At 63.1% G+C, this 17,597-nt stretch carries 19 protein-coding genes and 1 tRNA gene; 1 reads left to right on the top strand and 19 read right to left on the bottom strand.

Translation table 11 applies throughout. The annotated features are described in order from the left end of the window. Positions 1-69 precede the first annotated feature (69 nt). The 9 genes from gabD to AC05QJ_RS02105 form a co-directional block, all read right to left on the bottom strand. Positions 70-1,512: an NADP-dependent succinate-semialdehyde dehydrogenase gene (gabD, locus tag AC05QJ_RS02145; protein ID WP_075805974.1), complete on the bottom strand. Its 1,443-nt coding sequence runs from the start codon at positions 1,510-1,512 to the stop codon at positions 70-72. Between the two features lie 349 nt (positions 1,513-1,861). Then, positions 1,862-2,137, bottom strand: a complete 276-nt coding sequence (locus tag AC05QJ_RS02140; RefSeq protein WP_476745364.1) for a DUF971 domain-containing protein — start codon at positions 2,135-2,137, stop codon at positions 1,862-1,864. Beyond that, complete coding sequence (locus AC05QJ_RS02135) at positions 2,137-3,102, bottom strand: HEAT repeat domain-containing protein (protein WP_476745363.1); 966 nt, start codon at positions 3,100-3,102, stop codon at positions 2,137-2,139. The genes AC05QJ_RS02140 and AC05QJ_RS02135 overlap by 1 nt, the downstream gene beginning before the upstream one ends. After that, positions 3,099-3,956, bottom strand: coding sequence for an ABC transporter ATP-binding protein (locus AC05QJ_RS02130; RefSeq protein ID WP_476747850.1), 858 nt, complete (start codon positions 3,954-3,956; stop codon positions 3,099-3,101). Before AC05QJ_RS02130 ends, AC05QJ_RS02135 begins: the two co-directional genes overlap by 4 nt. After that, positions 3,956-4,738: an ABC transporter permease gene (locus tag AC05QJ_RS02125; protein WP_476745362.1), complete on the bottom strand. Its 783-nt coding sequence runs from the start codon at positions 4,736-4,738 to the stop codon at positions 3,956-3,958. The genes AC05QJ_RS02130 and AC05QJ_RS02125 overlap by 1 nt, the downstream gene beginning before the upstream one ends. Before the next feature lie 51 nt (positions 4,739-4,789). After that, the gene (locus AC05QJ_RS02120) at positions 4,790-6,196 is read right to left on the bottom strand and encodes an ABC transporter substrate-binding protein (RefSeq protein ID WP_476745361.1); all 1,407 of its coding nucleotides are present in this window, start codon (positions 6,194-6,196) and stop codon (positions 4,790-4,792) included. Positions 6,197-6,314: 118 nt separating this feature from the next. Continuing rightward, on the bottom strand, positions 6,315-6,560 hold the full coding sequence (locus tag AC05QJ_RS02115; RefSeq protein WP_476745360.1) for a 4Fe-4S dicluster domain-containing protein: 246 nt from the start codon (positions 6,558-6,560) through the stop codon (positions 6,315-6,317). Between the two features lie 81 nt (positions 6,561-6,641). Beyond that, a complete protein-coding gene (locus AC05QJ_RS02110) occupies positions 6,642-8,366 on the bottom strand; it encodes a fumarate reductase/succinate dehydrogenase flavoprotein subunit (protein WP_476745359.1) in 1,725 nt (574 codons plus the stop codon). Beyond that, positions 8,363-9,112 carry a GntR family transcriptional regulator gene (locus tag AC05QJ_RS02105; protein WP_476745358.1) on the bottom strand — a complete coding sequence of 250 codons (750 nt, stop codon included), beginning with the start codon at positions 9,110-9,112 and terminating at the stop codon, positions 8,363-8,365. The genes AC05QJ_RS02110 and AC05QJ_RS02105 overlap by 4 nt, the downstream gene beginning before the upstream one ends. Before the next feature lie 202 nt (positions 9,113-9,314). Here AC05QJ_RS02105 and AC05QJ_RS02100 point away from each other — a divergent pair. Next, positions 9,315-9,391 (top strand) — tRNA-Arg (locus AC05QJ_RS02100). Positions 9,392-9,637: 246 nt separating this feature from the next. On the opposite strand, the gene AC05QJ_RS02095 is transcribed toward AC05QJ_RS02100, so the two are convergent. From AC05QJ_RS02095 to AC05QJ_RS02050, 10 genes are all read right to left on the bottom strand, one after another. Next, entirely contained in the window at positions 9,638-9,922 is a 285-nt protein-coding gene (locus AC05QJ_RS02095; RefSeq protein WP_476745357.1) for a hypothetical protein, read from the bottom strand. Beyond that, complete coding sequence (locus AC05QJ_RS02090) at positions 9,919-13,323, bottom strand: phage tail tape measure protein (RefSeq protein WP_476745356.1); 3,405 nt, start codon at positions 13,321-13,323, stop codon at positions 9,919-9,921. The genes AC05QJ_RS02095 and AC05QJ_RS02090 overlap by 4 nt, the downstream gene beginning before the upstream one ends. Before the next feature lie 365 nt (positions 13,324-13,688). Beyond that, the gene (locus AC05QJ_RS02085; RefSeq protein WP_476745355.1) at positions 13,689-13,856 is read right to left on the bottom strand and encodes a hypothetical protein; all 168 of its coding nucleotides are present in this window, start codon (positions 13,854-13,856) and stop codon (positions 13,689-13,691) included. Between the two features lie 6 nt (positions 13,857-13,862). Next, positions 13,863-14,834 (bottom strand): phage major capsid protein, encoded by a 972-nt coding sequence (locus AC05QJ_RS02080; protein WP_476745354.1) that lies wholly within the window; start codon positions 14,832-14,834, stop codon positions 13,863-13,865. Between the two features lie 78 nt (positions 14,835-14,912). Continuing rightward, complete coding sequence (locus AC05QJ_RS02075; RefSeq protein WP_476745353.1) at positions 14,913-15,176, bottom strand: helix-turn-helix domain-containing protein; 264 nt, start codon at positions 15,174-15,176, stop codon at positions 14,913-14,915. Between the two features lie 373 nt (positions 15,177-15,549). Further along, positions 15,550-15,834, bottom strand: coding sequence for a hypothetical protein (locus AC05QJ_RS02070; RefSeq protein ID WP_476745352.1), 285 nt, complete (start codon positions 15,832-15,834; stop codon positions 15,550-15,552). Positions 15,835-16,017: 183 nt separating this feature from the next. After that, positions 16,018-16,422 (bottom strand): hypothetical protein, encoded by a 405-nt coding sequence (locus AC05QJ_RS02065; protein ID WP_476745351.1) that lies wholly within the window; start codon positions 16,420-16,422, stop codon positions 16,018-16,020. After that, positions 16,422-16,697 carry a hypothetical protein gene (locus AC05QJ_RS02060; RefSeq protein ID WP_476745349.1) on the bottom strand — a complete coding sequence of 92 codons (276 nt, stop codon included), beginning with the start codon at positions 16,695-16,697 and terminating at the stop codon, positions 16,422-16,424. Before AC05QJ_RS02060 ends, AC05QJ_RS02065 begins: the two co-directional genes overlap by 1 nt. Beyond that, on the bottom strand, positions 16,694-17,347 hold the full coding sequence (locus AC05QJ_RS02055; RefSeq protein WP_476745348.1) for a hypothetical protein: 654 nt from the start codon (positions 17,345-17,347) through the stop codon (positions 16,694-16,696). Before AC05QJ_RS02055 ends, AC05QJ_RS02060 begins: the two co-directional genes overlap by 4 nt. Further along, positions 17,344-17,538, bottom strand: a complete 195-nt coding sequence (locus tag AC05QJ_RS02050; protein ID WP_476745347.1) for a helix-turn-helix domain-containing protein — start codon at positions 17,536-17,538, stop codon at positions 17,344-17,346. Before AC05QJ_RS02050 ends, AC05QJ_RS02055 begins: the two co-directional genes overlap by 4 nt. Positions 17,539-17,597: the final 59 nt, after the last annotated feature.

Raw genomic sequence — 17,597 nt, 5'->3', positions numbered from 1 at the left:
CTGTGTAAAAAAGGCCAGCGAGACGTCGCTCTCGCGCCCCGCTGGCAGAGGTAAAGCCTTAAAACCGGATCAGATGCTCAGGCACAGGTACTTGATTTCGAGGTAGTCCTCGATGCCGTACTTGGAGCCTTCGCGGCCCAGGCCCGAGGCCTTGATGCCGCCGAATGGCGCGACTTCGTTGGAGATCAGGCCGGTGTTGATACCGACCATGCCGTATTCCAGCGCTTCGGCGACACGGAACACACGGCTCATGTCACGGGCGTAGAAGTACGAGGCCAGGCCGAACTCGGTGTCGTTGGACATGGCGATGACTTCGGCCTCGTCCTTGAAGCGGAACAGCGGCGCCAGCGGGCCGAAGGTCTCTTCTTTTGCAACAGCCGCAGTCTTCGGTACGTCGACCAGGATGGTCGGCTCGAAGAAGTTGCCTTCGATCAGCTTGCCGCCGGACAGCACCTTGGCGCCCTTGGAGACTGCGTCTTCAATGTGCTCCTGGACCTTGGCAACAGCCTTGCCGTCGATCAGCGGGCCAGTGGTGGTGCCTTCTTCCAGACCGTTGCCGATCTTCAGCTTGGCGACCGCGGCTTTCAGCTTCTCGGCGAAGGCGTCGTAGACACCGTCCTGCACGTAGATGCGGTTGGCGCAGACGCAGGTCTGGCCGTTGTTGCGGTACTTGGAAATGATCGCGCCTTCGACGGCCTTGTCCAGGTCGGCGTCGTCGAACACGATGAACGGCGCGTTACCGCCCAGTTCCAGGGAAACCTTCTTGATGTCCTTGGCGCATTCTTCCATCAGTTGGCGACCGATTTCGGTCGAGCCGGTGAAGGACAGCTTGCGCACCAGGGAGTTGCCGGTCAGCTCGGAGCCGACTTCGCCGGCGCTGCCGGTGATGACGCTGAGCACGCCAGCCGGGATGCCGGCACGGGTAGCCAGCTCGACCAGGGCCAGGGCGGAGTACGGGGTCTGCGAGGCAGGCTTGAGCACCATGGTGCAACCGGCGGCCAGGGCCGGGCCGGCTTTACGGGTGATCATCGCGGCCGGGAAGTTCCACGGGGTGATGGCGGCGGTGACGCCGATCGGCTGCTTGATGACGATCAGGCGCTTGTCGGGCTGGTGGCCAGGGATGACATCGCCGTAGACGCGCTTGGCTTCTTCGGCGAACCACTCGATGAACGAGGCGGCGTAGGCGATTTCGCCCTTGGCTTCGGCCAGCGGCTTGCCTTGTTCGGTGGTCATCAGGCGAGCCAGGTCGTCCTGGTTCTCGATCATCAGCTCGAACCAGCGGCGCAGCTTGCCAGCGCGCTCCTTGGCGGTCAGTGCACGCCAGGCCGGCAGGGCCTTGTCGGCCGCTTCGATGGCACGGCGGGTTTCGGCAGCGCCCATTTTCGGCACGGTACCGATGACTTCACCAGTGGCCGGGTTGGTCACCTTGATGGTCTGGCCGCTGTCCGCATCCAGCCACTCACCGTTGATGAAGGCTTGCTGACGGAACAACTGAGCGTCTTTGAGCTGCATGTCGACTTCCCTTGGGCACCGTGCTCGCACGGCGCGAATTATTGATTGTTGAGTAAGCGCCCTGCGGAGGCGCTTGCCTGTAGGAAATGAGGCACCGGAATCGGGCCATTGTTCCACTCGCAGGCGTCGAGCGTTTGAAATCTCGAACGAGATCCTAGGAGCAAGCCGGGAAAAGGACAATAGGGCGTTCGAAAAAAAGAACGATTGACGGAACAGCCGGTAGGTCCAGGCGACCGGCGGTGGCCCCACCGGCCTCATCGCTGGCGACGCCAGCTCCCACAGTTTCAGCGGTGCATGCAATTCCTGTGGGAGCTGGCGTCGCCAGCGATGAGGCCATCAGCAGCATCAACTAACCCAGCCCCTTCAGATAGGCCCAGGGATAAATCCCCCGGTCATGCCCATCGCTGAACACCAGTTGGACACCATAGCCCTGGACTTCGATGCGCTCCACCCGCACTGCGTCATCGACCAGAGCAATACGCCCGCCCAGCCGCCCCGCTCGACATTGCGAACAGGGGCACGCCCCACGCAGGCGGGCATGGCTGATCAATTGCTCGCCGTCGCCCCATTGCAGGGCCAGCTCGCCCGGCCCGCGCCGGTTGCTGACTGCGCTCGGGCCGTTCATCAGACCGCGCCTTGCAACTGGGCCAGGGCGATGCGCACGGCCTTGCGCACTTCCGGATCGCTGTCGGCTTCAGCCTCGCGCAACGCCGGCACCGCAGCGGCGTCGCCCAGTTCGCCAAGGGCCAGGGCGGCCTCCTTGCGCAGGTTGGCAATTGCGTGGCCGAGCAGTTCGGCCAGACCGCCCAGGGCCTCGCGGTAGCGCAAGCGCCCCAGCGAACGGGCCGCCCGCAGACGCACCTGCCAGTAACCGTCCTGCAACGCGCCAACCAAGGCCGGCCCGGCCTCGGCGTGGCCGATCTTGCCCAGGGTGGTGGCCGCTTCCTCGCGGACCTGCCAGGCCGCGTCGCCCAGCGCCGCCGTGAGCGCCGGCAGTACGTCGGTGTCACGGGCAAGACCCAGGGCGCCGATGGCGGCGCGGCGTACCTCGGTGTCGGGCTCTTCGGCGGCAAGCCGTGCCAGCGCCGGCAAGGCGGGCTGGTGCTTGAGCCAGCCAAGAATGCCCACGGCTTCACGGCGCACCGTGGCTTCAGGGTCCTGCAGGGCCTGCAAGGCCGGCCCCGCCGCTTCCTCCAGGCGCAACTCGCGCAAGGCGCGCAGGGCGCTGGCGCGGACAAAGCCCTCGGCATGGTTGACCCACGGCAGAATCAACAGGCCCGCTTCCAGGCTCTTCAGTTCGCTGAGGCTCTGGGCCGCCGCCAGCCGCACCGGTTCGGCGGCGTCGGCCAGGGCGGCGCACAGTGCCTGCACCACTTCCGGCTCTTCCCAGGCTTCCAGCAGGCGCGCGGCTTCGGCGCGAACCTCGGCAGCCGGGTCCACCAGCAACGCGTCGGTAAGCCACGGCAGGCCATCGGGATCTTCCAGGTCGGCCAGGTCGATCAGGGCGATGCGGCGCACAGCGGCGTCGCTGTCGGCCAGGCGCGGCAGCAGTTCGAGGATGTCGGGGTTGTCGCTGGTTCTTTCGGTCATAGGGCGATCCGTAGCGGTGGGTGGTCGCTGTCCGGCAGGCCGAGCGGGGTCAGGCGCGGCAGTTCGCGGCCTTCCTCGTGGCGCAGCAAGGCCAGGCAGTGACGCTTGAGATGGGTGAATTCCGGGCTGGTCAGCAGGCTGCTGCGCCGGGGCCGCGGAAAGGTCAGGCGCAAATCTTCGATAAAGCGCCCTGGGCGCGGGCTCATCACCAGGATGCGGTCAGCGAGGAACAGTGCCTCGTCGATGTCGTGGGTGACGAACACCACGGTGGTGCGGATGCGCGTCCAGATATCCAGCAGCAGTTCCTGCATGCGCGAGCGGGTCTGGGCGTCGAGGGCGCCGAAGGGTTCGTCCATCAACAGCAGGCGCGGGCGGTTGATCAGCACCCGGGCAATTTCGGCACGCTGCTGCATGCCGCCGGACAACTGGCTGGGCCAGCGCTCGGCAAAGTCGGCCAGGCCGACCAACTGGAGCATCTCGGCGGCACGGCGCTGACGCTCGGCCTTGCCCTGGCCTTGCATCTTCAGGCCGAAGGCGACGTTGTCCAACACGCTGCGCCAAGGCAGCAAGGTGTGGTGCTGGAAGACCATGCCGCGCTCGGGGGACGGTCCATCCACGGGCAGGCCGTCCACGTCCAGCTGGCCGCCGCTGGGCACCAGATGCCCGGCCAATGCGCCGAGCAGGGTGGACTTGCCGCAGCCAGACGGCCCGAGAATGCACACGAACTCCCCTGGGGCGACGGCAAAGTCCAGTGCCTGTACCGCCTCGAAGGCCTGGCTGCCCTGCCCCAGGCGGATCGATACGCCGCGGGCCTCGATACGCCCCGGCTCCGGGGCCTGTTCATAACGGCTCATCATGCCGACCTCCGTGGGCGATACCAGGGCGTGGCCAGCGCGCCGAGGCGCTTGACCAGGGCGCTGCTGCCCATGCCCAGCACGCCGATCAGCAGCATGCCGACGATGATGTCCGGGTAGTTCTGCAGGGTGTACGACTCCCAGGTGTAGTAACCGATGCCGAACTGCCCCGAAATCATCTCGGCGGTGACCAGGCAGAACCACGAGGTGCCCATGCCGATGGCCAGCCCCGTGACGATGCTGGGCAAGGCGCCCGGCAGCACCACTTCGCGCAGGATGGCAGCGCGACCGGCGCCGAGACTGCGGGCCGAGGCCACCAGGCGCGGGTCCACCGCCTCGACGCCGTGGATGGTGTTGAGCAACACCGGGAACAGCGCGCCGGTGAAGGTGATGAACACCATCGACAGTTCCGACGACGGAAACATCAGGATCGCCAGCGGAATCCACGCCACCGCCGGAATCGGCCGCAGCACTTCCAGCGGCGGCAGCAGGGTGTCTTCGGCCCATTTCGAGCGGCCGATCAGCAGGCCGAGGGCCACGCCCAGCAGTGCCGCCAGCAGATAGCCGGAGAACACCCGCGACAGGCTGCTGGTCAGGTGTGCCACCAGCGTGCTGGAGGTGAAGAGCTGCCAGGCCGCGTCGAGCACCGCCTTGGGGGTGGGCACATAGGTGAAAGTGAACAGGCCCAGGTTCAGTTTGCTGCTGGCGGCGACGTGCCAGAACAGCAGGCAGGCCAGCAGCGACAGCAGCCGTACCGGCCAGCGCGTGAAGGTGCTCGTCATGAAAAGTCTCCCGAACGTGCCCCCATTCGTGGTCGAGCGGGGGCACACCGATCAGCGCTGGGCCACCAGCTTCTGGTTGGCGACGGTGAAGTCCACGGCCTCGCCACCGTGGGCCTTGGCGTACTGTTCAGCCTGGTCCTTGAGCAGGAAGGCCGACAACTCACCCTTGCCGTTGCGGACGAACCAGGCCTGGTTGGCCAGCAGCTTGATGCCGCTGTCGGCCGCCTGGGCGTAGATGGCGCGGATGTCCTTGCCCTCCTGCTCCAGTTGCGCCAGCGCGCTCAGCGCCGCTTCCGGCGAAGCGTAGTGACGGACCTTGTCTTCGCCGCGCACCCAGATCTGCGCCAGGCGGCTGAAATCGGTGATCGGCTTGCCGGTCAGCGCATCGTTGGCCTTGAGCGGCAGTGGCTGATAGTTCTTCAGCGCGGCGTCGTAGTCCTGGCCGGCCTGCTTGAAGGCGGCGCGGATGTACTGGTCGTCGATGAATTTATCGGTGTCCAGCCCTCGGTCGGTCTTCTTCAGCAGCTTGAGGGTGTCGATGGAGGTCGCCACGGCCTGGCGGTACTCGGGTTTCCAGGTCAGGTCGCGGGTCTGCAGGCCGAGCGGGCCGTGGAACAGGTAATTGACCTCGGCCTCGATGCCAGTGACTTTCTCGATCAGCTCGCTGTACTTCTCGGGCTCGGCGGCGATCAGGCGATCGGCTTCGAGGCTGGCGCGCAGGTAGGCGGTGACCACTTCGGGGTATTTCTTCGCGTAGTCGGAGTCCACCAGCGCACCGTGGAAGGTCGGCGCATTGGCCTGGGAGCCGTCGTAGATCTTGCGGGCGAAGCCGCGGTTGGGGAACAGCTCGGCGAACGGCACGAAGTCGGCGTGGGCCTCGATGCGGTTGCTGCGCAGGGCGGAGCCGGCGATTTCCGGGGCCTGGGCGATGATCTTCACGTCTTTCTGCGGGTCCCAGCCCTGGGCCGCGACCGCGCGCAGCAGCATGCCATGGGCGGTGGAGGCGAACGGCACGGAGATGGTCTTGCCCTTCAGTTCGGCGAGCGACTGCACGCTGGACGACGCTGGCACCACGATGCCGTTGCCGCTGCCGTGGACACTGCCCGACAACACGCTGATGAACAGGCTGCGCTTGCCGGCGTCGAGGTGGGCCACGCCATTGAAGGAGCCGGGGAAGTCGGCCATGGCACCGAAGTCCAGCTTGCCGGCGACCATCTCGTTGGTCAGCGGCGCGCCGCTGGTGAAGTTCTTCCACTCGATCTCGTAGTTGGCGTCCTTGTACTTGCCGTCATGGGGCAGGTACTTCTCCAGCAGGCCCAGCTCGCGGATCAGCAGACCGCCGGTGGCGCAGTTGATGGTGGTGTCCTGGGTGCCGATGGCGACCCGGATGGTTTCGGCACTGGCGTTCAGGCCGGTGATTGCCAGCGCGAGGCCGGCCACGGTTGCTGCAAGGCGCATGGGTGTTTCCCCTCGAATCGTTAAGTATTGGAATCGTCTCCGCCACCAGGCTGGGTGGTGGGAAACGAGGGGGCGTCGAAAAGGCGTCCGGTGGTTCGCCGGATGGCTTGGGTGTGGCTCAGCGCAGCAGGTAAGGGATATCCACCTTCACCGCGCCGGTGGGGCAATCCTTCTCGCAGGGCATGCAGTACCAGCACTCGTCGAAGGCCATGTAGGCCTTTTGCGTGGCTGGATTGATCGCCAGCAGGTCCATGGGGCAGACCTCGACGCAGACGGTGCAGCCTTTGTCGGCGATGCACTTGTCCTCGTCGATGGTGACCGGGGCACTGCTCCTGAAGAAGATGTCCTGGGCTTGATAGGCCATTTCACGGTGTCCTTGGAGCCTTTGGCTCTCTTTATCTGTGTCTGACAACAGGGCTTGTGGTGGCGATGAGGCCCTTCGGGCTCAGGCCGCGTCGGACCGCACCCGCAGCCGGTCATACGCCGTCTGCTCCTCGGCATCGAGGGCGATCAGGTACGGCTCGACGGCTTTCTTGAAGCTGGTCATCTCGCCGTCCTCGCCCTTTTTCAGATGGCAATGGCAGAACCACTCACCATCGTTGCGCTCGGGGAAGTCCACCCGGTGGTGATACAGGCCCCAGCGGCTTTCCTCGCGGAACAGCGACGCCCGCGCGGCCATCTCGGCGCAGTCGCGGATCACCGAGACTTCCATCGCCCGCATCAGCTCGTGGGGGTTGCTGGCCTTCATCTGCGCCAGGTCGCGTTCGATTTCGGCGAAGCGGGCCAGGCCGATTTCCATTTTCTTGGTCACCTTGGGCGGCTGCAGGTAGTCGTTCACCATGCGCCGCAGCTTGTACTCGACCTGCGCCGGCGGCAGGCCGTGCTCGCGGTTCAGTGGCGCAAACACCCGCTCGCGCTCGCGCTCGACCTGGGCCTCGTCGACCTCGGCAAACTCGCGCCCGGCTACGTACTGCGCCGCGTTGACCCCGGCAAACCAGCCGTAGGTGAAGGCGCCGAGCATGTAGTTGTGCGGCACCGCCGCCATGTCGCCAGCGGCGTAGAGGCCTTTGACGCTGGTCTCGGCCTTCTCGTTGACCCATACCCCGGACGCCGAATGCCCCGAGCAGAAGCCGATCTCGGAAATGTGCATCTCGACCATGTGCTGGCGGTAGTCGGTGCCGCGATTGGCGTGGAACTGGCCGCGGCTGGGGCGTTCGTTGCTGTGCAGGATCTCTTCGATGTTCTGGATGGTTTCCTCGGCCAGGTGGTCGAGCTTGAGGAACACCGGGCCGTTGCCGCCTTCAAGTTCCTGGTGGAACTCCCACATCATCTGGCCGCTCCAGTAGTCGCACTCGATAAAGCGCTCGCCCTTGCTGTTGGCGGTATAGCCACCCAGCGGGCCGGTGACGTAGGCGCAGGCCGGGCCGTTGTAGTCCTTGATCAGCGGGTTGATCTGGAAGCACTCCAGGTTCGCCAGCTCAGCCCCGGCGTGATAGGCCATGGCGTAGCCGTCACCGGCGTTGGTCGGGTTCTCGTAGGTGCCCATCAGGTAGCCCGACGACGGCAGGCCGAGACGTCCGGCCGCACCGCAGGCGAGCACGACGGCCTTGGCGCGGATCACCCGGAACTCGCCGCTGCGGCAGTCGAAACCGAGCACACCGGCGGCAGCACCTTCGCCGTCCAGCAGCACGCGGGTGCAGACCATGCGGTTGCTGATCTCGACACGGGCGCGCTTGAGCTGGCGGTACAGCACTTTCTTGATGTCGTGGCCCTCGGGCATCGGCAGCACGTAGGCGCCCATGTGATGGACCTTTTTCACCGCGTAGTCGCCGGTCTCGTCCTTCTCGAACTTCACGCCCCAGCGATCGAGCTGCTCGATGGTCTCGAAACTGTGGGTGGCGTAGGCGTGCACGGCGGTCTGGTTGACGATGCCGTCGTTGGCGACGGTGATTTCCTTGGTGTACTGCTCAGGCGTCGCGTGGCCGGGAATGATCGCGTTGTTCAGGCCATCCATGCCCATGCTGATGGCGCCGCTGCGCTTGACGTTGGCCTTGTCCAGCAGCAGCACTTTCAGGCTTTTGTCCTGCTCCTTGGCCTTGATCGCCGCCATGGGCCCGGCGGTGCCGCCGCCGATGATGATGATGTCGTAGTCCTGGGTAGTGATGCTCATGCCTTGGCCCCCTTCTGGCGGTCGATGCGCAGGCGATACTGGAAGGCGTCGCCACGGTAGTAGAGGTGTTCGAAGTCCAGCGGCGTGCCGTTGGCGTCGTGGGTCAGACGCTCGATGCGCATGATCGGCGATCCCTCTTCCACGTCCAGGGCCTGGGTCAGGTCGCTGTCGGCCAGCACCGCGTCGATCGCCAGGTCTGCATGGCCCAGAGCGATGCCACAGTCGTTCTCCAGCACCAGGAAGATGTCGCGGGTGACCAGATCGGCTTTTTCCAGCTTCTCGCCGACGGCGCGGGGCAGCCAGGTCAGCTCCAGCGAGACGGGCTCGCGGTTGATCAGCCGTACCCGACGGATCTCGGTGACCGGCGCGCCCTCCTCGATCTGCAACCGCGCCGCCACCAGCGCATTGGCCGGCACATGACGCAGGCTGCGCAGGCGGTTGATCACCTCGTAGCCCCTCTGCGTCATCGACTCGGCCAGGCCCTGCAGGGTGCTGACGTTCTGGAACGCCTTGGGCTTGGCGACGAAGGTGCCTTTGCCGTGGATCTTGAAGATCAGCCCCTCTTTCTGCAGATCGCCCAGCGCCTGGCGCACCGTGATGCGGCTGACCTCGAACGCCTTGCCCAGCTCGTTTTCCGACGGCATGCGGCTGTGGGGTGGGTACGTACCGTCGAGGATGCGCTCGCGCAGCAGTTCCTTGAGCTGGGAATAGAGCGGTACCGGGGAGAGGGGGAGCAGTTCGGCCATGATTCTCTTCGCTGTTCGTGACTTGTTATAACAAGTTGTGACGAGAGAATAGGCGACATAAGAATCGGTGGGGAAATACTGATATCGAATATGGATATTTCCGTCGCGGTGCAGCGGCGGAGCACGGAAAAGCCGGAAAAAGTCACCCCGGATCAAGGCGATGGACGCCATACCCCAAGATGGGTATCATGGCGCCCGCGTTGCACTCGTAGCTCAGCTGGATAGAGTACTGCCCTCCGAAGGCAGGGGTCGTGGGTTCGAATCCCGCCGAGTGCGCCATATAATTCAAGGCCTCCACCGAATTCATCCGTCACGCGCTACAAGCCGTGGGTGCATGGTGGGTGCAAACGAAGCCCCGACACTCCGGGGCTTTTTTGTGCCTGACGCGCCAGAATTCGCACATCTTCAAACCTGACGCATCAGGGGGTATCCTCAAAAATGAGGACACCCCAAACTGGTCATCAGGTCCGAGTCGGACGATATGGTCTGTCTCGCTCCACTGTATTGAAAACGCCGCAGTTGGTGCTAGTCGCTTACGCCATTGGCGGAAGCGGCTTGCCATACGGGCGTCCCCACGCTTTCGGCGGCTTTCTTCATCTCGTTTTCCAGGTGCCTGGTTCTGAACGCTTGCTCACTGGCCGGCATGCCGTCGTAGATGACGACGCCCGTTACCCTGGCCATCAGCCTGGCCAATTCGTGCTTTCTCTCCCTGAATTCCTTGCCGGTACCAGTGCACAAGTGCTGCGACAGGGACTGAAGCAGCACCTCACGCAGCTTGTCTGCAAGCTCCATCCGTTCCTCAAGGGTCATATACGCCTCCAAAGCAATCCACCCTGCTGGGTTTCTCGATGTATCACGTCGCGAATCTGCTCGGTGACAGACTCGCTTATCGCGCTGGCCTGCCGTCGCGCTGCCTCATCACTCATACCAGGCTGGGCCTGCACGGTGATTGGCGCGTTGATCGTGATTCCGCCCGAACGGCCTCCGCCTGAACCCGCGTCGGCAGCATTGCGCAGGTACTGGGTCAGGTCGCGGTTTTGGTTCGGGTTCAGAACCCGCTCCCCACCATCGAGCAGCCAGGTGCCCTCTCGCGGGATGTTGTCTATACCGTCGTGAGCCATACCCATCAGCGCGCTGCTGGCCACGCCGGCGACCATCGGAGCGGTTGCAAGCGCGGCGGCGGCAGCAGCGGCCGGAGCGGCAGCAGGCCCGACGATCGGGATTGCCGCGGTCGCGGCGTATGCCGCCAGCTGAGCCTGGAACGAGGCCGCCTGCGCGTTGGCCACCAAGCCCATTGCTGCAACCGACTGGGTGCTCTTGCCGACCAACAGCTGAACACCTTGATAAATCAACCACTGCGCCGCCATGTCTGCCAGCGCGCCGATCATCGACTTGGCGAAGCCGGTGATCATGTCCATCAGCGCGTCGCCCGCGTCAGCCGAGCCGGTGGCAACGTCGGACATGAACGAGCTGAGCTCGCTTCTGGCGCTTCCCAGAGTCGATGTTGTCGCATCGGCGGCCATGGCCGAGTAGTCGTTCGCGGCATCGGCGAAGTTCCGCCAGGCGTCGCTCACGCCTTTCATCCAATCGCCCTGCCGTTCGTCTACCCGGTCGTAGTAGCTGTTCTGCAGATCCAGCCGTTCGGCCAGGGCATCGCTGAGCACCTGGGTTTCCTGGTCGTACAATTCCTGGCTGATGTCGCCGCTGTTGCGCTGCAACACCAAGTCGCGCTGCTGACGGTTGAAGTCCTCTTCAATCGCCAGCCGCTCCTTCAGCCTCTCGCGGTACTTGTCACCTTGGCCAGCGCCAGCCAACTCCTGGTCGAAGCCATTCTTGGCTGTGAGGTAATCCTCGTTGACGCTAGAGCGGAAGGAAGCGAGCTTCTTGGCATCCTCCTCGGCTTGCTTCAACTTCTTCAATGCGTCGAGCTCAGCCGCCAGCCCCTCCAGACGCTTGCGCTGTTGCGCATTGACGCCTTCCAACTTGCCGGCCGACATCTCGAAAGCGAGCTTCTCTACCTCGGTGGCATTCTTGCGCTTGTCGGTCGAGGTGTTGATCAGCTCGATCTGCCGCTGATACCCCTCCTCCATCTGTTCGAACTGACGACTCAAGGCCTTGCTGTCTTTATCACTGGCCTTCGACTCCTTCAGCGCTTTAGCTGCCTTATCGGCGATGGCAGCGGCGGCGTAGGCCTTTTTCTCATCCTCGGCAGAAAACTTCAGGGTGCCGGCCTGTATCTGAGCTCGGAGCTTATCCGTCTCGGTCAGCTTGCCGGCGACAATGGCTGTTTTTTCTAGATTTTTGAGATAAGCACTGCCGTCTTTATCGGACGCCAGGCGAGAGCTGTTCAGTTCCTTCTGCACCGACTGGATGGCCAGCCTGAGTGCATCTGCCTTTTCCTTCGCCTCATCCAGGGAGCGATCGAAGGGAATGTCACTTTTATCATCGACACCCTTCTGGAAACGCTCCTGCAGCTTCTCGGTTTCCTTGAGCTCGGCCTGCAGTCCCTTCAATCGATCCTGCAACTGATCGTAGGACTGGGTGCTCAGGTTCTCCGGCAGCATGGACCGGGAAGCCTGGCGGATGCGTGTCGAGGCGTCCTCGAAAGCGTTCGCCGCCTTGCCGGCACCTTCCTCAGCCTTGTCGCCGAAGTCGATGAAGGACACCGCCAGCGCGCCGACGGTCAGGATCAAACCTGGCCATCCGGCAGCCATTCGCAGAACGCCGCTTGCCGCATTGCGCAGCGCGAGCATTGAGACCCCCATCGCGGTGCTCGCGGAGAACCAAGCTCCCATGGATGCCGTGGCTGCAATCTGTGTAGCGTTTACTTGGGTGTTGGCGATCGCCAACGCTTCCTTGGCGACGGCCTGCTGGTTGATCGCCGCGGTGACCTGGGCGGATGTTGCCAGAGTTGTGGCTGCCAGCTTTGCCTCTGCCGCTGCGAGCTGATTGGTAATCGCAACCTCAGCCAACCGCAACTCAGCCATCCTGGCCACTGCCTGCTGACGACCAACATCAGTGATCTGAGCCTGAAGCCTCTGGGTTTCCAGCACTTTCTCAGAAGCCAACGCCGCCTGAACAGACTGCAATCTCGAAACATCAGAGGCCAGGACCTGGCGATCGGCGCTGACCCTGGCTTTAGCGCTGGCGACAGCTCGCGCTGCGGCCTCCACATCAGCGGCAGCCCCGGCACGAACTGCCTCGGCCCTGCGGAGCTCGCCGGCAGCTGCGACCGAGGTCATGTAAGTCTGCTGTTTCGTAGCCTGGAAGTCCGCCCATTTCGCAGCGCTGGAATTTACAAACCCTGTGGCCACGCGCGCCAGGGCCACATAGAGCCCAGTTTTCAGTAACTGCGTATAGACTTGAACGCCATTGGTGTCCCACGCCTTGGATAGTTCAAGGACTGCGCTCACGAAGGTCTTTGTCACGCCGAGCGACTCATCAAGCGTACCTATGACCTTGATTGCACTATTTTCCATCACCTGGAAAGCTCCGGAGATGGTGGTCTGCGATCGCGCAAATGAATCATCGATAGATCTGGTCTGATTCAGGATCGCGGCGAAAACTTCCTTGGAAGTCAGTTTGCCTGCCTCACCCATTGAGCGAAGCGACTCGCGTGCGACACCAAGACCATCCGCAATCGCCTGGGCCAAGCCAGGGGCCTGCTCGAGGACAGAGTTCAACTCTTCCCCACGAAGCACCCCGGAAGCAAATGCCTGGCCCAACTGTACCAACGCACCCTGGGCCGCTTCAGCAGAAATGCCGCTCGCGGACATTGCTTTACTGATGTTCTGCGTGACCTGGGCGATCTTCTCTTGACTTGCGCCAAGCTGACCAGAAGACGCCGCGATGCGTTGATAGAGCTCCGCAGTTGCGTCCAGGGACGACTGGGAGTTCTGCGCGATCGAGAAGACCGCCTGAGACTGCTTGGAGAAATCCTCGAAGGTCTCCGAAACCTGCTTGATTCGGTTTTGGACACCCACCCACGCCTGCGAGTACTGGACAATCTGCTGGGCGCCGAGATATGCAGCAGCAGCCCCTGCAATGGTCTTGAAGGAGGACATGACGGCTGCTGAAGCCCTGTCCGCGTGACGCTCAACCTGAGCCATGCTCCGCTGAGTTGATCTGGCGGCTTGATCCATGCCCTGCTGAAAACCGCCGATGCGGGCGATCAGGTCGAGTGTGAGTGTGCCGAGGGATCGTGTAGCCATGATGGCCTCCGGTGTTAAAGCTTTAACACCTTTAACACCAGCTTTAACAGATTTTAACACCTCACCTTTAACACCCTGGCAGGTGTCATATTGGACGCAGCCCTTTGATTGCGGGGCTCTCAGGGTAGGTGGTGGGGTCTTTCTGCTGTTAACAGGTGTTAACGATGGTGTTAACAAAAGCTGTAGGGGGAAAAAAATCTGCGAATGAGTTGGGCGCGGTGTCCGAGCGCGAAGGGTTTTCAGATCGAACCTACCCCCCACCCATTCGGGGCCTGCCGCCGCTCGCTATGAACTGCCCCTGTGGAGCGCGAGCGCGCAGACTGTCGCGGTTGTTGAGGACACTCACGACTTGTCCTGTGCATCCATCAACCGGCTGTTAGCTGGGCCACCAGGGCCTCCAGCTTCGCCACCCGGTCTTGCAAGTCTTCGATCAGGTCCAGGCTATCGGCAGCGCTCTTGTCGATGCGGTCAAGCTGAGGCTTGAGGGCCTGGCCAAGCCCTTTGGCCAGCACTTCCATTTCCTTGGCGTTCATGGCCGATCACCAGGTGGCGCCAGTCAGCAGCGCCACAGCGCCAGGGCGGGCCACTTCCCAGTTGAGATGACGCACCACTTTGATGGCGCTCAGGTTCTCCATGTACAGGTTGAGCGGCTGGCCGTCGCTGTCGATCAGCGTGGCTTGATCGGTGGTGCCCATGATCACGCCGTCATCTGCCAGCAGCACACCAGCAGCGTCCATCAGCACCACGGTGCCAGGCTGGACGGTCGAGGAGGTGACTTGCGGGATGCCGCCGATATCGCCACCCAAGGCGCCCGCGCCGAGGAAACCAGCAGCGTTCAGGCTTACCCCTGCCTCGGGTGAGGTGATGAACACAGCGGTCTCCAGATCGCCCTGGAACGCATCCAGCAGCGCAGCAATGTCCTTGGCTGCATTAGCGGTACCGGGGATTGCAGTGACACCGTGGGTGATCGAGGCAGGCGCTACACCAGCAGCACCAGCGTTCGCCGGGTCGATGAAGCTGGAGCCTTCCAGGGCGGCGATACCGCGTACCAGTTCGCGGCTTACCGCCGACTCGAACGTGGCGCCAGCGCCTTTCAGCAGCTCGGTGGTCATCACGACGATACCGGCCAGCTTGCGGTCCACCAGCTTGGTGCGCTCGAAGCTGCCCGAGGCAACTTGGATAGGTCCACCCTCGCTGACCCAGGACGCAATAGGCGCTGCCTGCTGGGTGAGGATGGGGGTGTGGAAGGGAACGGTGCGGAAGCCCACTGCCGCCTGAATCTTGCCGATCAGGGAGCGGGCCTTGACGATCTCCACGAACGCCCGACCAGCAGCGCGGAAATCAGGGTCATCGCCAAGGTTGCCGCTGGCCATTGCATCCTTCTGCAGCAGCTTTACCGTGGCGTTATCAGGGCCAAGGTGGGCCTTGGCGTAGCCCAGGGCAAGCATGGGGTCGCCGGCGCCTACCGCCTTGGCCATCACGTAACGTACAAAATCTCGGGGGTCTCGCATTGATCTGTGCTCCATGTGTCGATGGGCACAGCTTGGGGCGCTGGAGCCGCCTACTCCATGGCGGCTCGTTGCGCGGATTCACGCATCGCAGTAGCCGCTCTCGATGTACAGCGCCAGGTCGCTCAGCCGATAGCGCCAGCGATTGCCCACCTGGCGGCGCGGGATGCGGCAGGTGCCTTCTGTGCGCTGGGCGCGCAACGTGCCAGGACGATAGCCCAGCAGGCGCTCAGCGTCAGTCTCGACCACGGAACGGTCGCCGGCCAGCACCAGCTCCCATTCTCGGCAGGATGCGGCGAGCAGGGATTCAGTGGCCGTGACTCGTTCTTCTAGCCTGTCAGCCATGCTTTGCAACCTCCATTTTCATGGTTTCGTGAAAGTGCCTCGGCGCCAGCAACAGTGCGGCGTCTGGCGGTTTGTGCGGTGTTCCAAATACAGCGCGGGTCAACCTTGGAAACCTCACCTATGGTTGTTTCCACAATCACGCCCCAGCCCTTGCGGCATGGATGTTTCAGGCCGATACGCGAAAGTGCGCTTCTTTCTTCCTCCCACCCGTTTGCGCTGGGCTGACCCGGTTCTAACAACCTGGCGAACTGGGATCGGGGCGCTACAGGTAACGAGCCGCTAACGATCGGAGCGTTACCGAGGACTCCCGGACAACTCGTCGAGCGCTCGAAGACAACTCGTCGAGCCATCCCCCACACTGGGCCGACCTGCATCAGCTGCACCCCGTGACATTTGCTGCACCCCGCTCATCCGGCGCAAAGCAATCCATCGCCATCTGCCTGGGTTGGTTGTCGACGGCCAGTTGCACGTGGTTGCCGAGGCTTCTGGCATGGACGGTGAGCATCTGCGGATGCGCAAACACTGCGCACTCTCGGCAGCACCCGATGACGGTCCATGGCAGCCAATCCAGCACCAGGAACGAGTACCCTCCCGCACGTTTACAGCGCGCATCCGCTTGGGTCTTGCAGCGCATTTGCTTTGTCTTGATCCGGCTCATTTCAAAGCCCTGTGGTGGTAATAGTTATAAAGGGGCTCATTTTTTGAACCTGAAACACCCCGGAAACAGCCGGTAAGGGTTCATTTTTTGAACCGTTATTTCCTCGAAACAGGCCGATTCGCGGATAACGGTTCAATTTCTGGCCCGATGCAGTTCAAAAAATGAACCCGGTAATTGTCCAAATCACCCCGCCAACCTCCTCATCGGGGCTATCGTCGGGCCGAGCTCCAGTTGCTTGCCCTGGCACTCGTGAATGGGGAGCCAGGTCAGCGCATACAGCGCACACCTGGCGCCTTCCCGCCCCTTCATGTTCGTTCTAGTCTTCACGACCAAATTTCGCTCCAGCAGCCCTTGTAGCGATGCGGCCAGCGTGGCCTTGGCCATGCCGCCACGCTCCTCCATCATCGAGTGCGTGGCGGCCAGGTCGCCGTTGTTGTTGCCGCGGTACTGCGATAGCAGCAGCATGAACACGCGCAGCTCCGATCCGGTCATGGTCGTGAAGTCAGGGTGCTCGCCCAGCAGCCTGGGGATCATGTACGCGCCACGACCTCCCCAATCTGAGTCGCGGCGGGTCTTCCGCTTGGCCATCAGTGCCTCAGGCCGAGGCTGCCCATTCGCTCGGTAGCACGGCCGATGTGTTCGTCCAGGGCACTCCACTGACTATCCGCCAGGTACTGGGCGATGCTGGCCAGATGCTTGGCGTTATGGCCTCCCCCGGAACTCAGGTCGTCCCGAATAGCCCTGCAGAGCGCAACCATCCAACAGGCGTGTTCGCGAGAGCACTCCAGTTGCTCGACTGCTTCCTTTGCGGTGTCGGCTACCACCTCATGCAGCCCGTTGTCACCGATCGCTCGATCTGTCACGATGGCTTCCTCTCGTTGGTCCCTACCAATGTGATTTCGCCGGAGAGGTGTTGGCGCACCGCCTCCTGCATCTGCTCTACCAACTCGACGCCGCCTGCCCCGCCCACCGGGGCCTGGCGCCGAGTCGCTTCGTACAGAACATCCCCCACATACACCTCGACCATCTCGGGCTCGCCATCGCTGTGGATGTACCGCCGCCTGCCGAACAAAGCGGCATTCGTCTCGGCGCAGTCATCCAGCCAGCGCTCGTGATCGGCTGCGCTCCCTACAAAACGCTCGAATACCCAGCCGGGTAGCTCGCGGCGGGCGCGCATCTCGTTGAGCATCGTCCACCAACGGCTTGCATGCTTACGTTCGGTGTCCACCAGATCGGCTAGCGCCTGGCGCTGGTCGGCGTTAAGCGACACCACGGCCAACCCCGGCACAACTTCAGGCCAAACTCTCGCTTTCGCGCTCGAAACGACGCGCTCTGTCAACTGCGCAAGATCGGCGCTGTGGTACCCGGGCCTGATCGCGATAGTGGCCAGCAAAGTCCCGCCCGAGTCAGTAACGGCCAACTGATCCGCCCCAATCCCTTCCACGACAAGCTCCGCCGACAGCCGGAGCTCGCCCATGCAGCGGCCTGATGAATCGAGGACATTGATCGTCATCTGCTGTTCTCCTTTGCCACTCGGTTGATGAATGTCTCCAGCTCCTTGGTCAGGATCATGCGACGACGACCGATCTTGAAGCTGGGCAATTCGCCGCGGGCAACGACTTCGTAAATCACCGAGCGAGATACGCCGATGGCGCGGGCTGCATCGTCAATTCCGATGGCGAGAGTAGGTGTGGTTTGGGTCATGCGAATCTCCACCTGGGGTTGATGAGGGCCAGGTGGAATCAGATTAGCTATCGCAGTCC

Source organism: Pseudomonas sp. TUM25319 (genome assembly GCF_056388475.1).
Note: the sequence above shows the minus strand (reverse complement) of the source record. Positions and strands in the feature narration are given on the sequence as shown.

What these genes read in the sequence shown, in the direction of transcription:
- AC05QJ_RS02115 (WP_476745360.1), bottom strand. Translation starts at nt 6,560, where the DNA reads ATGGCCTATCAAGCCCAGGACATCTTCTTCAGGAGCAGTGCCCCGGTC.
- AC05QJ_RS02125 (WP_476745362.1), bottom strand. Translation starts at nt 4,738, where the DNA reads ATGACGAGCACCTTCACGCGCTGGCCGGTACGGCTGCTGTCGCTGCTG.
- AC05QJ_RS02080 (WP_476745354.1), bottom strand. Translation starts at nt 14,834, where the DNA reads ATGCGAGACCCCCGAGATTTTGTACGTTACGTGATGGCCAAGGCGGTA.
- AC05QJ_RS02070 (WP_476745352.1), bottom strand. Translation starts at nt 15,834, where the DNA reads ATGAGCCGGATCAAGACAAAGCAAATGCGCTGCAAGACCCAAGCGGAT.
- AC05QJ_RS02110 (WP_476745359.1), bottom strand. Translation starts at nt 8,366, where the DNA reads ATGAGCATCACTACCCAGGACTACGACATCATCATCATCGGCGGCGGC.
- AC05QJ_RS02140 (WP_476745364.1), bottom strand. Translation starts at nt 2,137, where the DNA reads ATGAACGGCCCGAGCGCAGTCAGCAACCGGCGCGGGCCGGGCGAGCTG.
- AC05QJ_RS02095 (WP_476745357.1), bottom strand. Translation starts at nt 9,922, where the DNA reads ATGACCCTTGAGGAACGGATGGAGCTTGCAGACAAGCTGCGTGAGGTG.
- AC05QJ_RS02075 (WP_476745353.1), bottom strand. Translation starts at nt 15,176, where the DNA reads ATGGCTGACAGGCTAGAAGAACGAGTCACGGCCACTGAATCCCTGCTC.
- AC05QJ_RS02055 (WP_476745348.1), bottom strand. Translation starts at nt 17,347, where the DNA reads ATGACGATCAATGTCCTCGATTCATCAGGCCGCTGCATGGGCGAGCTC.
- AC05QJ_RS02065 (WP_476745351.1), bottom strand. Translation starts at nt 16,422, where the DNA reads ATGGCCAAGCGGAAGACCCGCCGCGACTCAGATTGGGGAGGTCGTGGC.
- AC05QJ_RS02105 (WP_476745358.1), bottom strand. Translation starts at nt 9,112, where the DNA reads ATGGCCGAACTGCTCCCCCTCTCCCCGGTACCGCTCTATTCCCAGCTC.
- AC05QJ_RS02135 (WP_476745363.1), bottom strand. Translation starts at nt 3,102, where the DNA reads ATGACCGAAAGAACCAGCGACAACCCCGACATCCTCGAACTGCTGCCG.
- AC05QJ_RS02085 (WP_476745355.1), bottom strand. Translation starts at nt 13,856, where the DNA reads ATGAACGCCAAGGAAATGGAAGTGCTGGCCAAAGGGCTTGGCCAGGCC.
- AC05QJ_RS02090 (WP_476745356.1), bottom strand. Translation starts at nt 13,323, where the DNA reads ATGGCTACACGATCCCTCGGCACACTCACACTCGACCTGATCGCCCGC.
- AC05QJ_RS02130 (WP_476747850.1), bottom strand. Translation starts at nt 3,956, where the DNA reads ATGAGCCGTTATGAACAGGCCCCGGAGCCGGGGCGTATCGAGGCCCGC.
- AC05QJ_RS02120 (WP_476745361.1), bottom strand. Translation starts at nt 6,196, where the DNA reads ATGCGCCTTGCAGCAACCGTGGCCGGCCTCGCGCTGGCAATCACCGGC.
- AC05QJ_RS02050 (WP_476745347.1), bottom strand. Translation starts at nt 17,538, where the DNA reads ATGACCCAAACCACACCTACTCTCGCCATCGGAATTGACGATGCAGCC.
- gabD (WP_075805974.1), bottom strand. Translation starts at nt 1,512, where the DNA reads ATGCAGCTCAAAGACGCTCAGTTGTTCCGTCAGCAAGCCTTCATCAAC.